Here is a 17,391-nt window from a genome sequence, read left to right as displayed (position 1 = left end):
TACCCGAGTCACTCTGCTCCGTCAGCTTAGACAGACAGATAACCCCTGTTTAATAATCTTCTCTCGGAGGGTTGGCATGAATGCGATGCAGGCTCAAATCCGCACCATTGTATTCTTGCTCTTCGCTGAGACGCAATCCAACGACTTTTTTGATCAGACCGTAAACGATTGCGGCCCCGACCACGGCAACAGAAACCCCCATCAGAGTCCCTACAATTTGCGACTCAATCGCCACGCCGCCCAAGCCGCCAAAAGCAGTAGTACCGAAAATACCCACGGCAATCGCACCCCAAACGCCACACAAACCGTGCAGCGCCCACACCCCTAAAACATCGTCCACTTTCAGGTTCTTTTGTGTCCAAACAAAGGCTTTTACAAACAGCGCCCCTGCAATGGCACCGATGACTAAAGCTCCCAGCGGACTGACCACGTCGGAACCGGCGCAGATCGCAACCAAACCGGCCAAAGGTCCGTTATGCACAAAACCAGGGTCTTTATCGCCAATAAACGTGGCAGCCAGAATGCCGCCGACCATGGCCATCAGCGAGTTGACAGCCACCAAACCTTGAATCCCTTCGATCTGTTGAGCAGACATGACATTGAAACCGAACCATCCCACAGTCAGAATCCACGCTCCCAAGGCCAAAAATGGAATACTGGAAGGCGGATGTGCCTGCTTGATTTCGCCATCTTTGGTATAGCGTCCGCTACGCGCACCCAATAACATCACCGCAACCAAAGCGATCCAGCCACCGACACCATGCACGACGATCGAACCGGCAAAATCGTGGAAGCCAGCCCCGTAATTCTGCTCCAACAACGCTTGAATACCAAAATTGCCATTCCAAGCAATGCCCTCAAAAAACGGGTAAATCAGCGCCACAATAAAAAAGGTCGCCGCCAACTGCGGATAAAACTTGGCACGTTCAGCAATCCCTCCGGAAACAATCGCCGGAATCGCAGCGGCAAAGGTCATCAAAAAGAAAAACTTCACCAAATCATAACCAGAACGTTCCGTCATCGCTTGCGTCAAGGCACCATCCAGGTTAAAACCAAGGAAAACGCCATAAGCGATACCATACCCAACAAAAAAGTAGGCGACTGTCGACACCCCCAGATCACTCATGATCTTAACCAGCGCATTTACCTGGTTTTTATGCTGGACCGTTCCTACTTCTAAAAAAGCAAAACCGGCATGCATAAAGAGCACTAAAATAGCACCCAGTAATATAAATAAAACGTCAATACTTGTAGTTAACTGCTCCACAGTAGGCTCCAAAACGGTTTTTTATCGATTTTATTATCTGTTCTTATCTAAAAAGCAGTTCGAATTTTATCAAAAATGCCTGTAAAAATAATGGAAATTCCAACACCGCTCATGGCTATTAGCGATCCCTTATTCGATCGCTACCGGGTCAAAGTATGGGTAAAACGAGATGATCTCAACCATCCGCACATCCAGGGTAACAAATGGCATAAGCTGAAATTCAATCTAGATGCGGCAAAACTGCAGCGTAAAACCACCTTGATCACTTTTGGCGGCGCCTACTCCAATCACATTGCGGCAACGGCTTACGCCGCCAAGGAAGCAGGCCTTAAAAGCATCGGCCTGATTCGCGGGGAGGAATTGGCCGCCTCCCCCCATACGTGGAGCCATACTCTCAAGCAAGCCGTTGATAACGGCATGGCATTAGAGTTTCTAACCCGACAAGTCTATCGTCTCAGAGACGATCCCGATTTTCTTCTCGACCTACAACAGCGTTACCCCGACGCCTATCTCCTCCCCGAAGGCGGCAGTAATGAACTCGCTATTCAAGGATTTGAGAGTCTCATGACCGAAATCGAACAGCAGTGCCCGCAATGGGATACTCTGTTCACGCCAGTGGGAACAGGCGCTACATTTGCCGGATTGGTACGCTATGCACTTGCACGCGCAAACCGAAAAATTAACGGGGTGGCGGTGTTGAAACAGGCGGACTACCTGCTGCCCTCCATCCGTAAATGGGTCGGAATCCCTCCAGCCGTAGCGTGGCAAATGCTGACCGACTATCACGCCGGCGGCTACGGCAAAATCACACCTGAACTTCAGCAATTGAAACAACGCTTTGAAGCGCAATTCTCGATTCCGCTTGATCCGGTTTACAGCATAAAAATGGTGGCCGCTTTCTACGATCAGCTGCAACGAGGAGAAATCCCCCCACACTCTAAAGTGATTTTATTACACACCGGAGGCCTTCAAGGAAACGCCCTGCAACAAGGTACGGACTCTACCACTCTATAAATTTATTTTGGTATGATGGATCAAAAGTTTTTAAGTAACTTTACGCCCATATACAAATAAACAGGCCTTATAATAGACTAAAATTATTTAATGAATTAAGCTGGGAGCCATTCATTATGAACATCACCATCCTGGGAACGGGGTTTGCCGCCCTGACGGCTGTTAAACAAGCACGCAAACAGGCACCAAACGCAGAGATCACTGTCATCGCTCCGAAGGAAGAGTTTATTTATCTTCCCAGCTTAATCTGGATTCCCTCAGGCCTGCGCAAAGGCAGTGATTTGCGTATCAATTTGCACAATTTCTTCAACCGTCAGCGCGTTCAATTTATCGAAGCCACGGTCGAAAACGTCACTCATGGCGGCCGCACCGTGGTCACTAACGAAGGCGAATTTCACAACGATGGCTTAATCATCGCCTCCGGCGGTCGCTTTATTAAAAAACTACCGGGGATCGAACATGCGATTACCCCTTGTGAAGGCATTCCGGCTGCGGAAAAAATCAAGCAGCGTTTGGAATCCATGTCAGGCGGCACCATTGCCATTGGCTTCGGCGCCAACCCGAACGAACCCTCTGCAATGCGTGGTGGTCCGATGTTCGAGTTTTTATTCGGTATCGACAACTTACTGCGAAAACAGGGACGTCGCGACAAATTCAAACTGGTATTTTTCAATCCGGCGCCAGAGCCAGGCAAACGTTTAGGGCCCAAAGTGCCTGAAAACCTGGTTAAGATGATGCGCAAAAAAGGCATTGAAACCCACCTTGGCCACAAAATGGTCGGCTTTGATGAAAACACCGTCAAAACCGAAGGTGGCGAATTCCATGCAGATCTGATCCTGTTTATGCCGGGCATGACCGGCCCGGCCTGGTTGCCAAACAGTGACCTGCCCAAATCAGCCGGCGGCATGATCGTCGCCGGCCAGACCTGTCAAGTGGAAGGTTATCAGCACACGTTTGTAGCCGGAGATGCTGGAAGCTTCCCAGGCCCTGACTGGCAAGCTAAACAAGCACATGCCGCCGATCTTCAAGCGACGGTGGCAGCCAAAAACCTGGTGAAGTCACTGAACGGCGAAACAGACTTTGAACACTTTAAGCACGAACTGATCTGTATTGTCGATACCCTTAAACACGGCATCCTGATCAAGCGCACCGAAAAAGGCACCACCCTGCTGCCACCGTGCCGCTTGTTGCACATCGCCAAACGTGCTTTTGAATGGCTCTACCTGCGCCAGTACCGTTAACGTTTTATTTAAACCTCATTGAAAGTAACCAACTAAGGAAACACACCATGCAAAAAAAAATGTTCCAGGATAAATATCCGATCTATGAACTGAAAATCGCCAAAACCGACTGTAAGTTTGATTCGGTGCCCGCCATCCTGGATGAGTTGCAAGCGCAAATCGATGCCCACCCAAAAGCGGTGTACATCTCGCGTTTCGACCATTTCAGCCACACTAAAAGCATTGACGGCGAAATCAACCCGCAAATCCAAGACGCACAGAACATCATTTTCTGTTTTGGCTTTCAAATTCCAGGCGCAGACCCTGTTGCAGTACGACCACGTGCGATCGGTGCCACCGATTTAGGCGACGCTTTTGTGGTCAACTTTATGGAAGCACCCAACCCGGTTGCTCAAGAAACGATGGAAGCTTGGGTAAACGCGCTGGTTAAATAAACCACTCCTTAGGCTGCTTTTTAAACGCCCTCATAAAGAGGGCTTTTTTGTCCCCCCTCTCTTTATACACAGCCAACCTTATACACAGCCAACCTTTATCAAGCCGGCTCAGATTTAAAATCCGCTTGTATTTTTTAATTCAACCTGATTCTTTTATTTAGATGACTAATGAGGCGGTGCGTTCTTAATACGACTAAAGCTTTTTGCCGCCGCCGATTAACGCTATACTCTATGCGGTACGCTATAATCCATTTGTAATCCACAATAAATAAAATCATCGTTTTTATGATCATTCGGTTTATCACATTGTTTTCACGCTCTACGGTTCTCCTTTTGCTGACAGCCTTAGCTATGAATGCACAGGCTCAAACGGAAGTGACCCTGGAACCGCTTTCAGCCAAAGCCAGCCTGACGCAACTGCATGGTGAAGCGCTGCATATTGAACTGGTCAATACCGCTTTACAGTACGACCTATACAATAAACGCTGCCGAGGCATTAGCGTTTCCAAGGAAGTCAATCAGGTGAACCGGCTGTTCTTGCAAAAATACGGGCTGACCGTGAATAACTTTGTCAAACAACACATCAATCGTAATCCGCGTACTCACCAAGAACAGCTCAAACAATCTCTCTACCAAAAACTGAATGAACTCGGTGGTTGCAACCTGGCTAAAGACAAAGGCCTGTTGGAAAACTTTCAAGAGCGTTTTCAGTTCTTGTATGACCAGGCCGATAAATCCACCTGGTTTCCCTTAGAGTCATAGCCTAAACCCAGTAACACCTCATAAAATAACAAAAGTCTTAAACGGTTTAAGGCTGTTTACAACATCACGGTTATTTAAAGTTAGCTAAAAGGAAGTATCGAGCTCTATGCATTCACGTTCTCACCTGATTACCCAAGAAGGACGCATCGCACTGGAAAAAGAGTTGGATCATTTATGGCGCGTGGAACGCCGTCAAGTGACTCAAGCGGTGACCGAAGCCGCCGCACACGGCGACCGCTCAGAGAATGCCGAATACAAAGAAGGTAAACGCCGCCTGCGTGAAATCGATCGCCGCATTCGTTTTCTCAGAAAACGGTTGGATGTGGTCAAAGTGGTCGAATACGACCCGGCACAAAATGGCAAGGTGTTTTTTGGTGCTTGGGTGGAACTGGAAAATGAAAACGGCCAGACTGCGCGTTACCGCATCGTCGGCACCGACGAATTCGATCCGCAGAAAAACGCCATCAGTGTCAACTCCCCCATGGCGCGCGCGCTGATCGGCAAAGAGGTCGACGACGAAGTTACGGTACAGACGCCGGAAGGCAAAAAAATCTGGTATATCAATGCCATTCAATATCAGCCTTTTCACACTGATTGAGCTTCAAACACACCTAACGGACCAGGCCTGTTCGGTTTTTTAGACGTTTTTAGACAGGTTATTGATCTGGAAAGGCGCCGCTGTTGCGCAATTTTTCATAAATCGCTTCCGCCAGCGCTCGGTAGCCGTTCTGGTTGAAATGCACATAGTCCGATTTCATCGACAACCGCCCCATCAGGTCCGGCACGATCTCCTCTTCCAGTGGCACCTCATAGGTTTCCGCCAGCTCCTCGTAAAAGTCGGCGGCGCCGGAGAACAGTTTCTTTTCCGGTACCCCGACTAAAAGCACCTGGATACCCTGCGACTGAGCCAGTTGAATCATTTTCCCCAGATTCGTTGCAATCTTAGACTCTGGTTCGTTACGCAGCAGATCATTCCCCCCTTCCAGAATAATCACCAATTGTGGCTGATGCTCGACAATCAGCTTGGCAAAGCGTTTTACCCCCTGCCCGGTGGTTTCTCCGGAAACACCGGCATTCACCACCGTGCGGCCACTCAATTGTGCCAGAATCGACGGGTAGCTGAATTCGGGCCTGACGCCCACGCCGGCGGTTAAACTGTCGCCAAAGGCGAGAATAGTCGCATCTTCAGCAAGCGGCGTCAGCCGGACGTCGCTACAACCTCCTAATCCGGTCAACAGGCTGACAAGCAGCCCAATTTGCCACCAGCGAATCATTTTGGAGAATCGTATAGAGACCATTCCGACACCGTTGCAGGCTAGGATTCTCATCCTCACACCTCTTCACCCATTACATCCACTCATTACACCCACCGGCTTAAACACAAATTTGAACTCAAGTTTCTCTGGTTTTGGCCGTTAACGAATTGAAACAAAAAATAATAACCAAGTACAGACCGCCCAAGGGAAGTTCACTAAACAATAATAAATGGGACTGTACCATGATCATTTTAGACCAGAATCTGCAACTTTCCTCACGTCATAGTGCGCTGAGCGAAAGTCGCATGCAGCGTACTCACGAAACCTATTCGGGAGGGATGCTGACATCCAGAAGCAGTGAAAAACTGTCGGAATCCTCCTTTACGCAATCGGAAGCTTCTCTCAATTTTTCCAAAAATGCACTGCAGTTCGCTTCCAATGAAACGCAACAGAATCAGCATCGCCATCATTTGGAAAGCCAGCCGTTCAAACCACAAATAACTGCTGATCATCCCAAAAGAGGATTCCAGCAATTTGCGCTAGACAACAGAGCAGTGAGCGAAAACGCTGCGGAACCTAAAGCCACGCTACCACCTCAGCTGATGAAAATGATTGAAGCGATCGAATCGCTGATGGAAAAGATGACTGGCAAACCCTACCACCTCAAAGTCTATGGCTATGAACCAACTGTAAAGCAAACCTCAACCGAAGTAAAAACGGAGTCTTCCGTACACGATGCAGAAACCGAACTGGCTTTAAACCTATCCTCAGGTTTCGGACACCCGACTCGATCCCTAAATTTAGACCAAGCGGGTGAACGTTGGACACTGCAAAGTGCCTATCGCGAACAGGAACAGATGCAGTTTGAGGCGGCTGGACGCGTTACGACGGCTGACGGACAGGAAATTTCCTTTGATATGAAACTGCAGATGAGCCGCAGCTTTAGCCAGAACATGGCCATGCAGAAAGAGCAAGGTTTTGTGCTTAAAGACCCGTTGGTGGTCAATTTCGGCGGCAGTCCGGCCAGTTTAGCCATTGAGAAAACCGCATTCGATCTCGATGCCGATGGTGTCCAGGATTCCATCTCTTTTGTGAGCAGCGGCTCAGGTTTTTTGGCTCTGGACCGCAATCAGGACGGCCAGATCAATGATGGTCTCGAACTGTTCGGTACCCAGAGCGGTAATGGCTTTGCCGATTTAAGCCAGTATGATGAAGATCAAAACGGCTGGATTGACGAAAACGATGCCATTTTTTCTCAACTGCAAATTTGGCATAAAGACGCGAATGGCATGGAACAGTTGCAGGGTATTTTAGAGTTAAACATCGGCGCCATTGCCTTGCAGAACATCGATACGCCATTCAGCCATAGAGACGCGCAGAATCAACTTCAAGGCCAGGTCGTCAGTTCCGGCCTGTTCTTGTTTGAAGACGGCTCCGGCGCCGGCAGTGTGCAACAGATCGATTTGGCGGTATAAGTCCATTCATCACTCTCCAAAAACGCAACAGGCCTGATTGGTTCCCCTCCAGGCCTGTTGCGTTTCCGTCATTCCGGTTTCAATCCTTTGAGGCCTCTTTTCACGCGCCTAGAATCTTCTTTCTATAATCTGCTTATTGCGTCTGAATTACTGTCTTTGAACTGCTATACTTTTAGGGACAATATCTGCAAGAGAGTCCCCATGTCCGAACAGCACAATGGATTACATACACCAACCACAAAAGAAGCGGTGTTTCATGTCCACGGTGTCACCAAAATTTACCAGATGGGCGAAGTCCAGGTTCAAGCTCTGCGCGGCATCGATCTCGACCTGTATCGCGGCGAGCTCGCCGTCCTGCTCGGTGCCTCTGGGAGTGGCAAATCCACCCTGCTTAATATTCTCGGCGGCTTGGATACGCCAACCGACGGGCAGGTACTCTATGCCGATCACGACTTGACGCGCGCAAACGAAAGCCAGTTGACCGAATACCGTCGTTACCATGTCGGCTTCGTCTTCCAATTTTACAACCTCATCCCCAGTCTGACCGCACGCGAAAATGTCGCTGTCGTCACGGAAATTGCTCATCACCCCATGACGCCGGAAGAAGCACTGGAACTCGTCGGCTTGAGCGAACGATTGGACCACTTTCCCGCGCAACTCTCCGGCGGGGAACAGCAACGGGTGGCCATTGCCCGCGCCATTGCCAAAAATCCGGATGTTCTGCTGTGCGATGAACCCACCGGAGCGCTTGACTCGCAAACCGGGATTCTTGTCTTAGAAGCGTTGCAGCAGGTCAATAAAGAACTGGGCACGACCACCGCGGTGATTACTCACAATGCCGGGATCGCACAAATGGCAGACCGCGTCATCCATCTGGCTGACGGCCGAATCACCCAGATCTACCAAAATGAAACCCGCGTTTCGCCGCGCGAACTGAGCTGGTAAGAAGCGATGTTAGCCATTGATATCAAACTCTGGCGAGAACTGTGGAATATGCGTATGCAGGCGATTGCCATCGCACTGGTCATTGTAAGCGGTGTGGCCATTTTCATTATGTCGCTGAGTACTTATGATTCGCTCTATGAAACGCGTGAAGACTATTATCGGGAGCACCATTTTGCTGAAATCTTTTCGTCATTAAAGCGCGCGCCCCTTTCCGTAGCCAAGCGCATTGAAGCCATTCCTGGAGTCGACAAGGTAGAAACCCGCGTAGTCACCTATGTTAACTTGGATATTGAGGGATACGACGATCCGGTCAGCGGCCACCTCATTTCCCTGCCGGATAACAGTCTGGGACTGCTTAACCAGCTTTTTTTACGTGACGGGCGCATTCCGGAATCCGGCCGCGACAATGAAATCATTATCAGCCAGGAATTTGCCAATGCTCATCACCTCAAACCCGGCGATAAAATCCGTGCAATCATCAATGGGCGCAGTAAAACCCTCACGATCGTCGGCAGCGGTTATTCCCCCGAATACATCTCTCAAATCGCGCCTGGCGCGATGTTTCCCGACTATAAAAGCTACGGTGTCATGTGGATGGCACGCAAACCGTTAGCCAGTGCCTACGACATGGCCGGCGCGTTTAACGATGTGAGCCTGACGCTCAGCAAAGGCATCAATGAACAGGATGTCATTGACCGGGTGGATGACATTCTCAAACCTTATGGCGGTACCGGAGCCTATGAGCGTAAAGATCAACTGTCCAACCGTTTTATATCTGAAGAGCTCAAAGGCCTGCAAAATATGGCAACCATGTTTCCGATTATTTTTTTCGGAGTGGCGGCTTTTTTATTGAATGTGGTTATTAGCCGCCTGATTTCCCTGGAGCGCGAACAGATATCCGTCCTCAAAGCATTTGGCTACAGCAATTTTGATGTGGGTCTGCACTACAGCAAGCTGGTGCTCATGATCGTGACCGTCGGGATCATTGCCGGTACCGGCGTCGGCATCTGGATGGGCACAGGATTAAGTAAACTCTATATGGAAGTCTACAGCTTTCCGTTTATGCATTACACGCTCAACCCCCATGTGATTGCTTCAGGCGCTCTGATCAGCATTTTCGTGGCATTGGTCGGCACGCTGTATGCAGTGCAAAAAGCGATTAAACTGCCTCCCGCCCAAGGCATGCGTCCGGAGCTGCCGACGGCCTACCGTGCCACGCTGGTCGAACGCCTGGGACTGCAAAAACATTTTTCACAGCCGTCGCGCATGATTCTGCGCCATATTGAACGCCGCCCACTGAAATCGTTGCTGACCACGCTCGGTATCGGCATGTCATGCGGCATTATGATGGTGGGCAGTTTTCAGGAGAGTGCCATCAACGAAATGGTTGAAGTGCAATATAACATGAGTCAGCGTGAAGACTTTATGGCGCTGTTTTCCGAACCGACCGCTCATAAATCCCTCTACTCGCTTGAACACCTGCAAGGTGTCGAACATGCTGAAGGTTTCCGTAGCGCCAACGTACGGCTTACCTTCGAGCATCGTAGTTACCGTACCTCGATCAGAGGAATCGAATCTGGCAGCCAGTTAGTTCGCTTATTGGATAAGGATCTCAAGGAAATCAAAATCCCAGAGGAAGGTGCGATCATCACCGATTACTTGGCTAAGCACATGCATATCCAGCCCGGTGACCTATTAACCGTTGAAGTCTTGGAAGGTAATCGCCCAACTTTCCAGGTGCCGGTAATAGGGACAGCCAAAGAATATTTAGGGATGAATGTCTATCTGCAGCGTCAAACGCTTAACCGTCTGCTCAAAGAAGGCGATGTGATTTCCGGCGCTTACCTCCAGGTTGACGAAAAATACCGTAAACAGATCTTTACCAAACTCAAGGAGATGCCGCGCATTGTCGGCGCGGTGGAACAAAAATCCTCCATTGAGGGCTTCTACGAAATGATGGATGACACCATCCTGTTTTTTACCTTTATCAGCACTCTCTTAGGCGGAAGCATTGCATTTGGGGTGGTCTATAACAGTATGCGCATCGCCCTCTCGGAAAGAAATCGGGAGCTGGCCAGTCTCAGGGTACTTGGTTTTACCCGCGCGGAAGTCGCTTATATTCTACTAGGTGAAATGGCACTGTTGACTCTGGCGGCAATTCCGTTAGGTTTCGCATTTGGGATTGGGTTATGCGCTTATCTGGCTAAAAAGTTTGAAAGCGAACTCTACCGAATTCCATTGGTGCTGGAAACGGATGTCTATGCCTTTGCCGCCACCGTCGTTATTGTCTCTTCGATTCTTTCCGCTATGATGATCTGGCGCAATTTAGCGCATCTTGATATGGTAGCGGTATTAAAAACCAAGGAGTAATTCATGCAGATGCCCCTGCGCAACCATCCCGGCATTCTGATTGTCAGCGCAGTCATCATGGCGCTGCTGGCATGGGGATTTTGGCCACAACCCGTGATGGTAGAAACCACCGTAGTCAAACGTGGGCCACTCACCGTAACGATTGAAGAAGAAGGACGCACCCGCGTAATCGATCGCTACGTGATCTCCTCTCCCGTTAACGGTATGACCTGTCGCATGCATCTTAAGGTGGGCGATCCGGTGAGCCGCGGACAAGAACTGCTCGGGATTACCCCTTTGGATTCACCGGTGCTGGACGCTCGCAGCCGCGCTCAGGCGGAAGCACAAGTGCTAGCCGCGCGTTCTGCCCTGCAAGCCGCGAAAGAGCAGGCCCTTGCTGCCTCGGCATCGGCACAACTGGCCGATGACAAATATAAGCGTTATCAGCCGTTAATTAAAAAAGGCCTGGTCTCTCAAGAAACCTTTGATCAAGCTAAAACCGAAGCCATGACCGCAACAGCGGCCAAACGTTCAGCCGACTTCGCGGTTGAGGTGGCGAAATACGAGTTAAAAGCGGCTCAAACCGCACTTGAGTACTCCGCTGGCAATCCTTCGCTATCAGACGAGCCGCCCTCTGAACGGGTCCCGGTGACTTCTCCAATCGACGGTAAAATTTTAAAAGTGTCCCGTGAATGCGAAGGCCCGGTCACGATCGGCGAGTCGCTTCTCGAGGTGGGAGACCCTTCCGCTTTGGAGGTCGAAGTGGACGTGCTCTCCGCCGATGCCGTCAAAATCAAACCGGGCATGACCGTGCTATTTGACCGCTGGGGCGGGCCTGAGCCACTTGAGGGCATGGTACGCAGAGTCGAGCCGGTCGGCTTTACCAAAGTGTCTGCTTTGGGCGTAGAAGAACAGCGCGTTCTGGTCATTTCTGATTTCACCTCTCCGACTGAAAAATGGCAACGCCTCGGTGACGGCTACCGTGTAGAAGCCAAGTTCATCCTCTGGCATGAAGACGATGTATTACAGATTCCCTCCAACGCGCTCTTCCGCTATCAGGGAGGCTGGGCGGTCTTTACTGTTGAAAACGGCTATGCGAAGCGTCAAACGGTGACCATTGGAGAACGCAATGGCCTTACCGCTCAAATTTTGACCGGCCTCTCGGAAAACCAGAAGATCATTAGTCATCCGAGCGATGCCGTTGATGACGGCGTAGCCATTAAAGAACGTATATCCTCATAAAAACAAACTGTTTGCAGGCAAACCACGCACTCTTTAAGATTTCTACGATATACGGAATATTGTCTAATTTCGACGACAGTTGAAGTCGATAGAAACGTATTCACCTTATTCACTGTCTCGTGGGCTAAGGAGTATGTGTAACAAAAATAATGAAATCAATCAAAAAGGACAATAAAGACTTAACCCAACTATTTTCACCCTCTTACCTAATTCCTTAGCACTTTCACACTCTCACGACTGCCCCATCCCTCTTGAAACTTTAAGAAACCGAATCCAGTATGTCGTCTCTTGGCTCGCCGAAAAGATAGCCTTGCAAACTGTCAACCGGCAATTCTTTGACGTACTGGTAGACCTCTTCGTCAGAGACAAATTCGGCAACGGTTTTTATATTCAGTTTACGGGCAAAATCCAAAATGGTTTGCGTAATCACCTGAGAAGAGGGATTACGATGAATGTCGCGAATGATAGAACCGTCGATTTTAATGTAATCCACATCCAGCTGCATAATGTAGGCAAAATTGGAATACCCGGCTCCAAAATCATCAATTGCGATCTTTACCCCATATCGCTTTACCTTCTGAATAAAATGGTTCACATCGTCATAATTTTGAATCCCTTCAGATTCCACAATCTCAAAAATGATGCGTTCCGCAAACCGGCAATTTTGCACCTTGTTAAGAATCCAGCTACTGATGACGGGATCGGTAATATCCTCTATCGACAAATTGATGGAAAATTCATAAGATTCGTTGGCAAACCGCGCCAAGGATTTTTCAATCACACGCATCGTCAATTGCGAATAGAGTTTCAACTTTTTAGACACATCCAAAAAGTAATACGGCGAAATGACCTCTCCGCTCTCTTCTACAATGCGTACCAGACACTCATAGCGTTCAACCTCCAAGGTCAGCCTGTTAACAATCGGCTGATAGAATGGCTGCAAACGATCCTCTTCCATCGCACTGCGCAAACGTTTAATGGAGCGCTGATTTTCCTTATACCCCTGCTTAATGTTCAGTTCCGGGTCATAAAGCAAACAGGGCTTGCGCTCTCTTTTAGCACGTTTCAGCGCCATATCCGCAGCGATCAGAACCTCAGATGTATTGCCGTCAAACTCGGCCGAAGAGGCCAACCCAGCAGTAGAGGTAATATTAATTTCTGCCCCTTCCACCACAAAACACTGGGAAGAGAGTTTTTCCAGAAATCCCTGAATATAGCGCTCAAATTGAGCCGGCGGCCAATCCGCATGCAACACCAGTGCGTATTCGTCTACAGGCAGTTTGTAAACATTGGCTGGCAACTCCTTTACCCAGCTTTGCAGGCATTCGGCCACAAGTTTGAGTAACTTGTCTGCAACATCCATCCCGTAAAACGCGTTAATTTCATTAAAACTATCAATATTGAATAAAGCGATCAAAATACCGTTGGCATTGTTTTCCGTATCGTCTAACAGCTTCAAACGATTGGGCAACTCGGTTAGTGCATCATGATGCAGACGATGACACAATGCATTGGATGACTCCACCAAAGGCGTCACGTCATAGCCGATATTGACCACCTCTCTCAAATGATTGTTTTCATCATTGATTGGAACAATGCACATTTCCAGATACACCGCTTCGCCAAACTTGGTATGGAACACAAGGCGCCCTTTCCAAGAGTGTCCTTTACCGATCAAATTCATGATTTCAGGAAGTTTCTTTTTCGAGGCTTCGCTCCATAACAGGGTACACGGCTGCCCCAACAGCTCTGCTTCAAAATAGCCGGTTAAATGACAAAAAGCGGGATTAACATGGGTAATCTCTTTATCCAAGCTACATTTACTGACAAGACTGCTTACATCCAACGCCTTTTTGTAACCGCTTAAAAAGGCCATTTTCTGGTTCAGGTCATGAGTGCGTTCCTCAACCATCGCTTCAAGATTCTGGTTATAGCCTTCCAGTGTTCTGCTCGTCTTAACCAGTTGCTTGTTAAGTTCATGGAGCTCCGTCATATCACGGATACTGACAATGACTCCAGGTTTTCCCTCGTCATCCAGTAACATCTGCACATTTTTGGAAATATTAATCAGGGTCCCGTCTTTACGCTTAAACACAGTTTCCTGGTCACGACAAGCCCCCTTCTCCATAACTTCAGCTTGACAGGCAGACAAAATATTTAAATCGCTGAGATAGTCGGTAATCTTGCTTTCGAGCAACTCCTGCTCGCTAAAGCCCATCATCTTGCAAAAAGCAGGGTTCACGTAAGTAAAACACATGTTATGATCGAGGGTAAAAACGCCATCGGGAAAAGCTTCTAGAATATGTTTTAATAGAGAAAAACTGTGTTGTTGTGCACTATGTCTAGGTTGATTCATTTTTAAAGCTTCCGGATGGAAAGAAAATCAATTTTGTTTTTACAAAAACAGGTCAAAAATGCACCTATAACTCACTTTATAAATCGTTTCACAAACAAAGTGATAAGTAATTATACGACAATATAACTTTAAAGAAGGACAATCGCAAAAAATTTACTTAGTGATAATCAACTAGAAAAATATAAGCTAATAGCTAAGTTGAAAAACGGATCTTTAGAGAGAATTTTGCAGATCCGTTTAGAAGATAAATTGGCGTTTTTATGCTTTAGCGAGCTTCTGAAAAACCCCTTTTTTCAGTAAATGATCGACATTTAAAACAATGGCCATCTTATCACCAATAGAGGCCAGCCCCTGAATATACTCATCACTGACTCGCTCGTCCGATTGAAATGATGGGGCCTCATGCAAACTTGCAAGATCTATATCCTCAACATCACTGACCCCATCAACCACCAAACCGATAGTTTTGTGCAAATTCTCAACAGATCCGCTTTCCATCTTTGTGATAATCACAACAGTGCTCTCATCGTAGGTTGCTTGCCCTATGTGAAAACGTTCACGCAAATCCACAATGGGTACCACCGCCCCACGCATATTGATCACCCCTTTGACATAATCTGGTACGCTAGGCAGTTGGGTAGTTTTTTCCCAACCGCGAATCTCCTGAACCCGTAAAATATCAATGCCATAAGTCTCTGAGGCAAGTAAAAATGTCAGATACTGGCCTGATCGCCTGTCTTTTTTCAAAACGTCAGTATCCGGCACTTGTTGAGTTCTTTGAGTTTCCATATCCATTAGAAGCTACTCCATTCGTCAGAGTCATCGCCTTTGTGAACCGGCTTGGATTCAATGCTCGAGTTCATCTTTGGTGAATTACCATCGACAGGCTTATTCACAATCTGCGGCGCGATCTTACGGGCTTCCACTCGAGCAGGTACGGCAGGCGCTCCTGTTTTAAAAAATGCCATATCATCACGCAATGCATTCGACTGTTCACTCATGCTCTCTGCCGCAGCAGTGGTTTCTTCAACCAGCGCCGCATTCTGCTGCGTTACTTGGTCAATCTGGGTAATGGCCACATGCACCTGAGCCACGCCGTTTGCCTGTTCCGAAGAGGCCTCTGCAATCTGCTGAACCATTTGCGTAACCGAATCAATCGATTCGTTGATAGTATTCAACATCTCTCCGGATTGCGAAGCCAACTCCGTTCCCTGACTGATACGGGTAACGCTTTCGTCAATCAGGTTTTTGATATCCTTGGCGGCTTCGGCCGATTTTTGAGCCAAAGCACGAACCTCACCGGCAACCACCGCAAAACCGCGTCCGTGATCACCCGCACGAGCCGCCTCAACCGCTGCATTCAACGCCAACAGGTTGGTTTGGAAAGCAATGCCGTCGATCAGGGTTACAATATCCGCAATCTTGTGACTCGATTCCTGAATCGCGTTCATCGCTTCGATGGTTTTGCTCATGACTTCGCTGCCTTCATTGGCTTGCGCCTGCACGCCATTGGCCACGCCGGCAGCTTCCTGTGCGTTTTTGGTATTCGCCTCAACCGCCGAACTCATTTCGTTCATGGTTGCAGAGGTTTCTTCCAACGCAGCGGCTTGTTCCTGAACACGCTGGCTCAAGTCAGACGATCCACGGGAAACCTCTTCGGCTGCGCCATTAACGATATTAGATGCGGTAACCGCTTTTGAAACTACTTCAATCAGTTTCTGCGCCGAGGTATTCACAGCCAGCTTCAGGGTTTCCAAATCGCCACGATATTGCGCATTGATTGTATTGGTCAAATCCCCTTCCGACTGCGCCACCACTACACGGATAATCTCTGTCATCGCACTGTCCAAATCCTGCATAGAGCTGTTGATGCGCTGTTTCATCAAATTCAGTTCACCGCGCGCCTCAACGTTAACACGTTCCTGGAAACGGCCATCTTGCAACGCTTCCATGACACTGTTAATGTTGGAAATTACGTTGTTGATGTCATTCATCGCTTCAGAGGTATTCACCAGCATGCTACGGTATTCGCCCTGCGCATCAGTATTGACGTCAACATCAAATTCACCCTCATAAAGCGACTTCATTACACGACCTAGCTCGTTCATAATATTGGTGACATTGTCGGCACTGTTGTTAATACCTAGTTTAAGTTTGTCCAGATCACCAACATAGTTACGGGTAATGCGTTGAGAGAAATCTCCTTGGGCCAATGCGCCAATCGTGTTGTTAGCATCAGCAATCGCATATTCCATGCTTTTTAACAGAGCATTCAGCGCTTCCACTGATAGGCCGATTTCATCACGGTTCAACACTTCAACCTGCTTGTCAAACTGTCCAGTTTTAACCACTTCCTGCATCGCTTCCTGCATGGCCACCACCGGACGCACCACCACACGCATAATCCACGCAAAAAATCCACCACCGACGATTAATGAAATCACTAAAATAACCAGCGTGATTTTCATGGCAAACTCGCCAGCGGCACTCCCTTCATCCGAAGCTTGTTTACTTAACTCTTTCTGAAAATCTACAAACTCACGAACTGCATTTCGATAGGCTCGGCTCAAGTCACGTGTTTCTTTTGAAAGATAAATATCCAGTGCCTCTTGAGTTTTCCCTGACTTGGCCAACTCAATCATGCGATTTAAATTTTCACTTTGCGCCTTTCGGGCTTCACTCGTTTTTGCCAAGAGTGCCCGTCCCTCTTTTGACTGAATAGATTCATCCAGATACTGATAGGCCTCTTCATTCAAAGCTCTGCGGTCACCGATTCGGCGAAGTGCTTCGTCACGCTCTACCTGTTCTCGTGCCTGAATCAGCTGGCCGATATCCCGTTCAACGGATACCCGGCGCTGATCGATTCCCAATAGTGTCACTACCTTAGGGACACGATCATCCACCACCAAATCCAATGAATTATTGATGCTATCGATTTTCATCAACGACACCACACCCAAAATAACCGTCATCAAGATTAATACTGAAAAGGCCAGTATCAGCCTGAGTTTCACCGTCATACATTTCTCCTTATTGCATTGCCAAAGGCA

14 protein-coding genes are annotated in these 17,391 nt (G+C 48.3%); 9 read left to right on the top strand and 5 right to left on the bottom strand.

The features are described from left to right. Positions 1 to 49: 49 nt before the first annotated feature. Positions 50 to 1,267 (bottom strand): ammonium transporter, encoded by a 1,218-nt coding sequence (locus tag QCB44_RS03760; RefSeq protein ID WP_279407998.1) that lies wholly within the window; start codon positions 1,265 to 1,267, stop codon positions 50 to 52. A gap of 75 nt (positions 1,268 to 1,342) precedes the next feature. Here QCB44_RS03760 and QCB44_RS03755 point away from each other — a divergent pair, with 75 nt between their 5' ends. The 5 genes from QCB44_RS03755 to greB all read left to right on the top strand — a co-directional run bounded on the left by QCB44_RS03755 (position 1,343) and on the right by greB (position 5,316). Then, positions 1,343 to 2,281 (top strand): pyridoxal-phosphate dependent enzyme, encoded by a 939-nt coding sequence (locus tag QCB44_RS03755; protein ID WP_347710084.1) that lies wholly within the window; start codon positions 1,343 to 1,345, stop codon positions 2,279 to 2,281. Positions 2,282 to 2,397: 116 nt separating this feature from the next. Beyond that, positions 2,398 to 3,522 (top strand): FAD-dependent oxidoreductase, encoded by a 1,125-nt coding sequence (locus QCB44_RS03750; RefSeq protein ID WP_279407996.1) that lies wholly within the window; start codon positions 2,398 to 2,400, stop codon positions 3,520 to 3,522. Positions 3,523 to 3,569: 47 nt separating this feature from the next. Next, on the top strand, positions 3,570 to 3,956 hold the full coding sequence (locus tag QCB44_RS03745) for a DUF6858 family protein (protein ID WP_279407995.1): 387 nt from the start codon (positions 3,570 to 3,572) through the stop codon (positions 3,954 to 3,956). A gap of 351 nt (positions 3,957 to 4,307) precedes the next feature. Further along, the gene (locus QCB44_RS03740; protein WP_279407994.1) at positions 4,308 to 4,718 is read left to right on the top strand and encodes a hypothetical protein; all 411 of its coding nucleotides are present in this window, start codon (positions 4,308 to 4,310) and stop codon (positions 4,716 to 4,718) included. 106 nt (positions 4,719 to 4,824) lie between these two features. Next, entirely contained in the window at positions 4,825 to 5,316 is a 492-nt protein-coding gene (greB, locus tag QCB44_RS03735; RefSeq protein WP_279407993.1) for a transcription elongation factor GreB, read from the top strand. A gap of 58 nt (positions 5,317 to 5,374) precedes the next feature. On the opposite strand, the gene QCB44_RS03730 is transcribed toward greB, so the two are convergent. Next, positions 5,375 to 6,016 (bottom strand): arylesterase, encoded by a 642-nt coding sequence (locus tag QCB44_RS03730; protein ID WP_279407992.1) that lies wholly within the window; start codon positions 6,014 to 6,016, stop codon positions 5,375 to 5,377. Positions 6,017 to 6,216: 200 nt separating this feature from the next. Here QCB44_RS03730 and QCB44_RS03725 point away from each other — a divergent pair, with 200 nt between their 5' ends. From QCB44_RS03725 to QCB44_RS03710, 4 genes are all read left to right on the top strand, one after another. Continuing rightward, positions 6,217 to 7,449 carry a hypothetical protein gene (locus tag QCB44_RS03725; protein WP_279407991.1) on the top strand — a complete coding sequence of 411 codons (1,233 nt, stop codon included), beginning with the start codon at positions 6,217 to 6,219 and terminating at the stop codon, positions 7,447 to 7,449. Between the two features lie 201 nt (positions 7,450 to 7,650). Next, entirely contained in the window at positions 7,651 to 8,394 is a 744-nt protein-coding gene (locus tag QCB44_RS03720) for an ABC transporter ATP-binding protein (RefSeq protein ID WP_279407990.1), read from the top strand. A gap of 6 nt (positions 8,395 to 8,400) precedes the next feature. Then, on the top strand, positions 8,401 to 10,764 hold the full coding sequence (locus QCB44_RS03715) for an ABC transporter permease (protein ID WP_279407989.1): 2,364 nt from the start codon (positions 8,401 to 8,403) through the stop codon (positions 10,762 to 10,764). Between the two features lie 3 nt (positions 10,765 to 10,767). Next, positions 10,768 to 11,985: an efflux RND transporter periplasmic adaptor subunit gene (locus tag QCB44_RS03710; protein WP_279407988.1), complete on the top strand. Its 1,218-nt coding sequence runs from the start codon at positions 10,768 to 10,770 to the stop codon at positions 11,983 to 11,985. Between the two features lie 259 nt (positions 11,986 to 12,244). Here the strand turns inward: QCB44_RS03710 and QCB44_RS03705 are convergent, their stop codons facing one another. From QCB44_RS03705 to QCB44_RS03695, 3 genes are all read right to left on the bottom strand, one after another. Next, on the bottom strand, positions 12,245 to 14,341 hold the full coding sequence (locus QCB44_RS03705; protein ID WP_279407987.1) for an EAL domain-containing protein: 2,097 nt from the start codon (positions 14,339 to 14,341) through the stop codon (positions 12,245 to 12,247). 258 nt (positions 14,342 to 14,599) lie between these two features. Then, complete coding sequence (locus tag QCB44_RS03700) at positions 14,600 to 15,136, bottom strand: chemotaxis protein CheW (protein ID WP_279407986.1); 537 nt, start codon at positions 15,134 to 15,136, stop codon at positions 14,600 to 14,602. Further along, complete coding sequence (locus QCB44_RS03695) at positions 15,136 to 17,361, bottom strand: methyl-accepting chemotaxis protein (protein ID WP_279407985.1); 2,226 nt, start codon at positions 17,359 to 17,361, stop codon at positions 15,136 to 15,138. The genes QCB44_RS03700 and QCB44_RS03695 overlap by 1 nt, the downstream gene beginning before the upstream one ends. Positions 17,362 to 17,391 lie beyond the last annotated feature (30 nt).

Source organism: Thiomicrorhabdus sp. zzn3 (genome assembly GCF_029767755.1).
In the GTDB taxonomy this organism is placed as follows: Bacteria; Pseudomonadota; Gammaproteobacteria; order Thiomicrospirales; family Thiomicrospiraceae; genus Thiomicrorhabdus.
The sequence above is the reverse complement of the archived record's forward strand: the minus strand, read 5'-3'. Positions and strand labels throughout refer to the sequence as shown.

Coding starts and splice junctions, on each gene's coding strand:
- QCB44_RS03740 (WP_279407994.1), top strand. CDS start 4,308: ATGAATGCACAGGCTCAAACGGAAGTGACCCTGGAACCGCTTTCAGCC.
- QCB44_RS03745 (WP_279407995.1), top strand. CDS start 3,570: ATGCAAAAAAAAATGTTCCAGGATAAATATCCGATCTATGAACTGAAA.
- QCB44_RS03715 (WP_279407989.1), top strand. CDS start 8,401: ATGTTAGCCATTGATATCAAACTCTGGCGAGAACTGTGGAATATGCGT.
- QCB44_RS03705 (WP_279407987.1), bottom strand. CDS start 14,341: ATGAATCAACCTAGACATAGTGCACAACAACACAGTTTTTCTCTATTA.
- QCB44_RS03700 (WP_279407986.1), bottom strand. CDS start 15,136: ATGGATATGGAAACTCAAAGAACTCAACAAGTGCCGGATACTGACGTT.
- QCB44_RS03710 (WP_279407988.1), top strand. CDS start 10,768: ATGCAGATGCCCCTGCGCAACCATCCCGGCATTCTGATTGTCAGCGCA.
- greB (WP_279407993.1), top strand. CDS start 4,825: ATGCATTCACGTTCTCACCTGATTACCCAAGAAGGACGCATCGCACTG.
- QCB44_RS03730 (WP_279407992.1), bottom strand. CDS start 6,016: ATGGTCTCTATACGATTCTCCAAAATGATTCGCTGGTGGCAAATTGGG.
- QCB44_RS03750 (WP_279407996.1), top strand. CDS start 2,398: ATGAACATCACCATCCTGGGAACGGGGTTTGCCGCCCTGACGGCTGTT.
- QCB44_RS03720 (WP_279407990.1), top strand. CDS start 7,651: ATGTCCGAACAGCACAATGGATTACATACACCAACCACAAAAGAAGCG.
- QCB44_RS03695 (WP_279407985.1), bottom strand. CDS start 17,361: ATGACGGTGAAACTCAGGCTGATACTGGCCTTTTCAGTATTAATCTTG.
- QCB44_RS03755 (WP_347710084.1), top strand. CDS start 1,343: ATGCCTGTAAAAATAATGGAAATTCCAACACCGCTCATGGCTATTAGC.
- QCB44_RS03725 (WP_279407991.1), top strand. CDS start 6,217: ATGATCATTTTAGACCAGAATCTGCAACTTTCCTCACGTCATAGTGCG.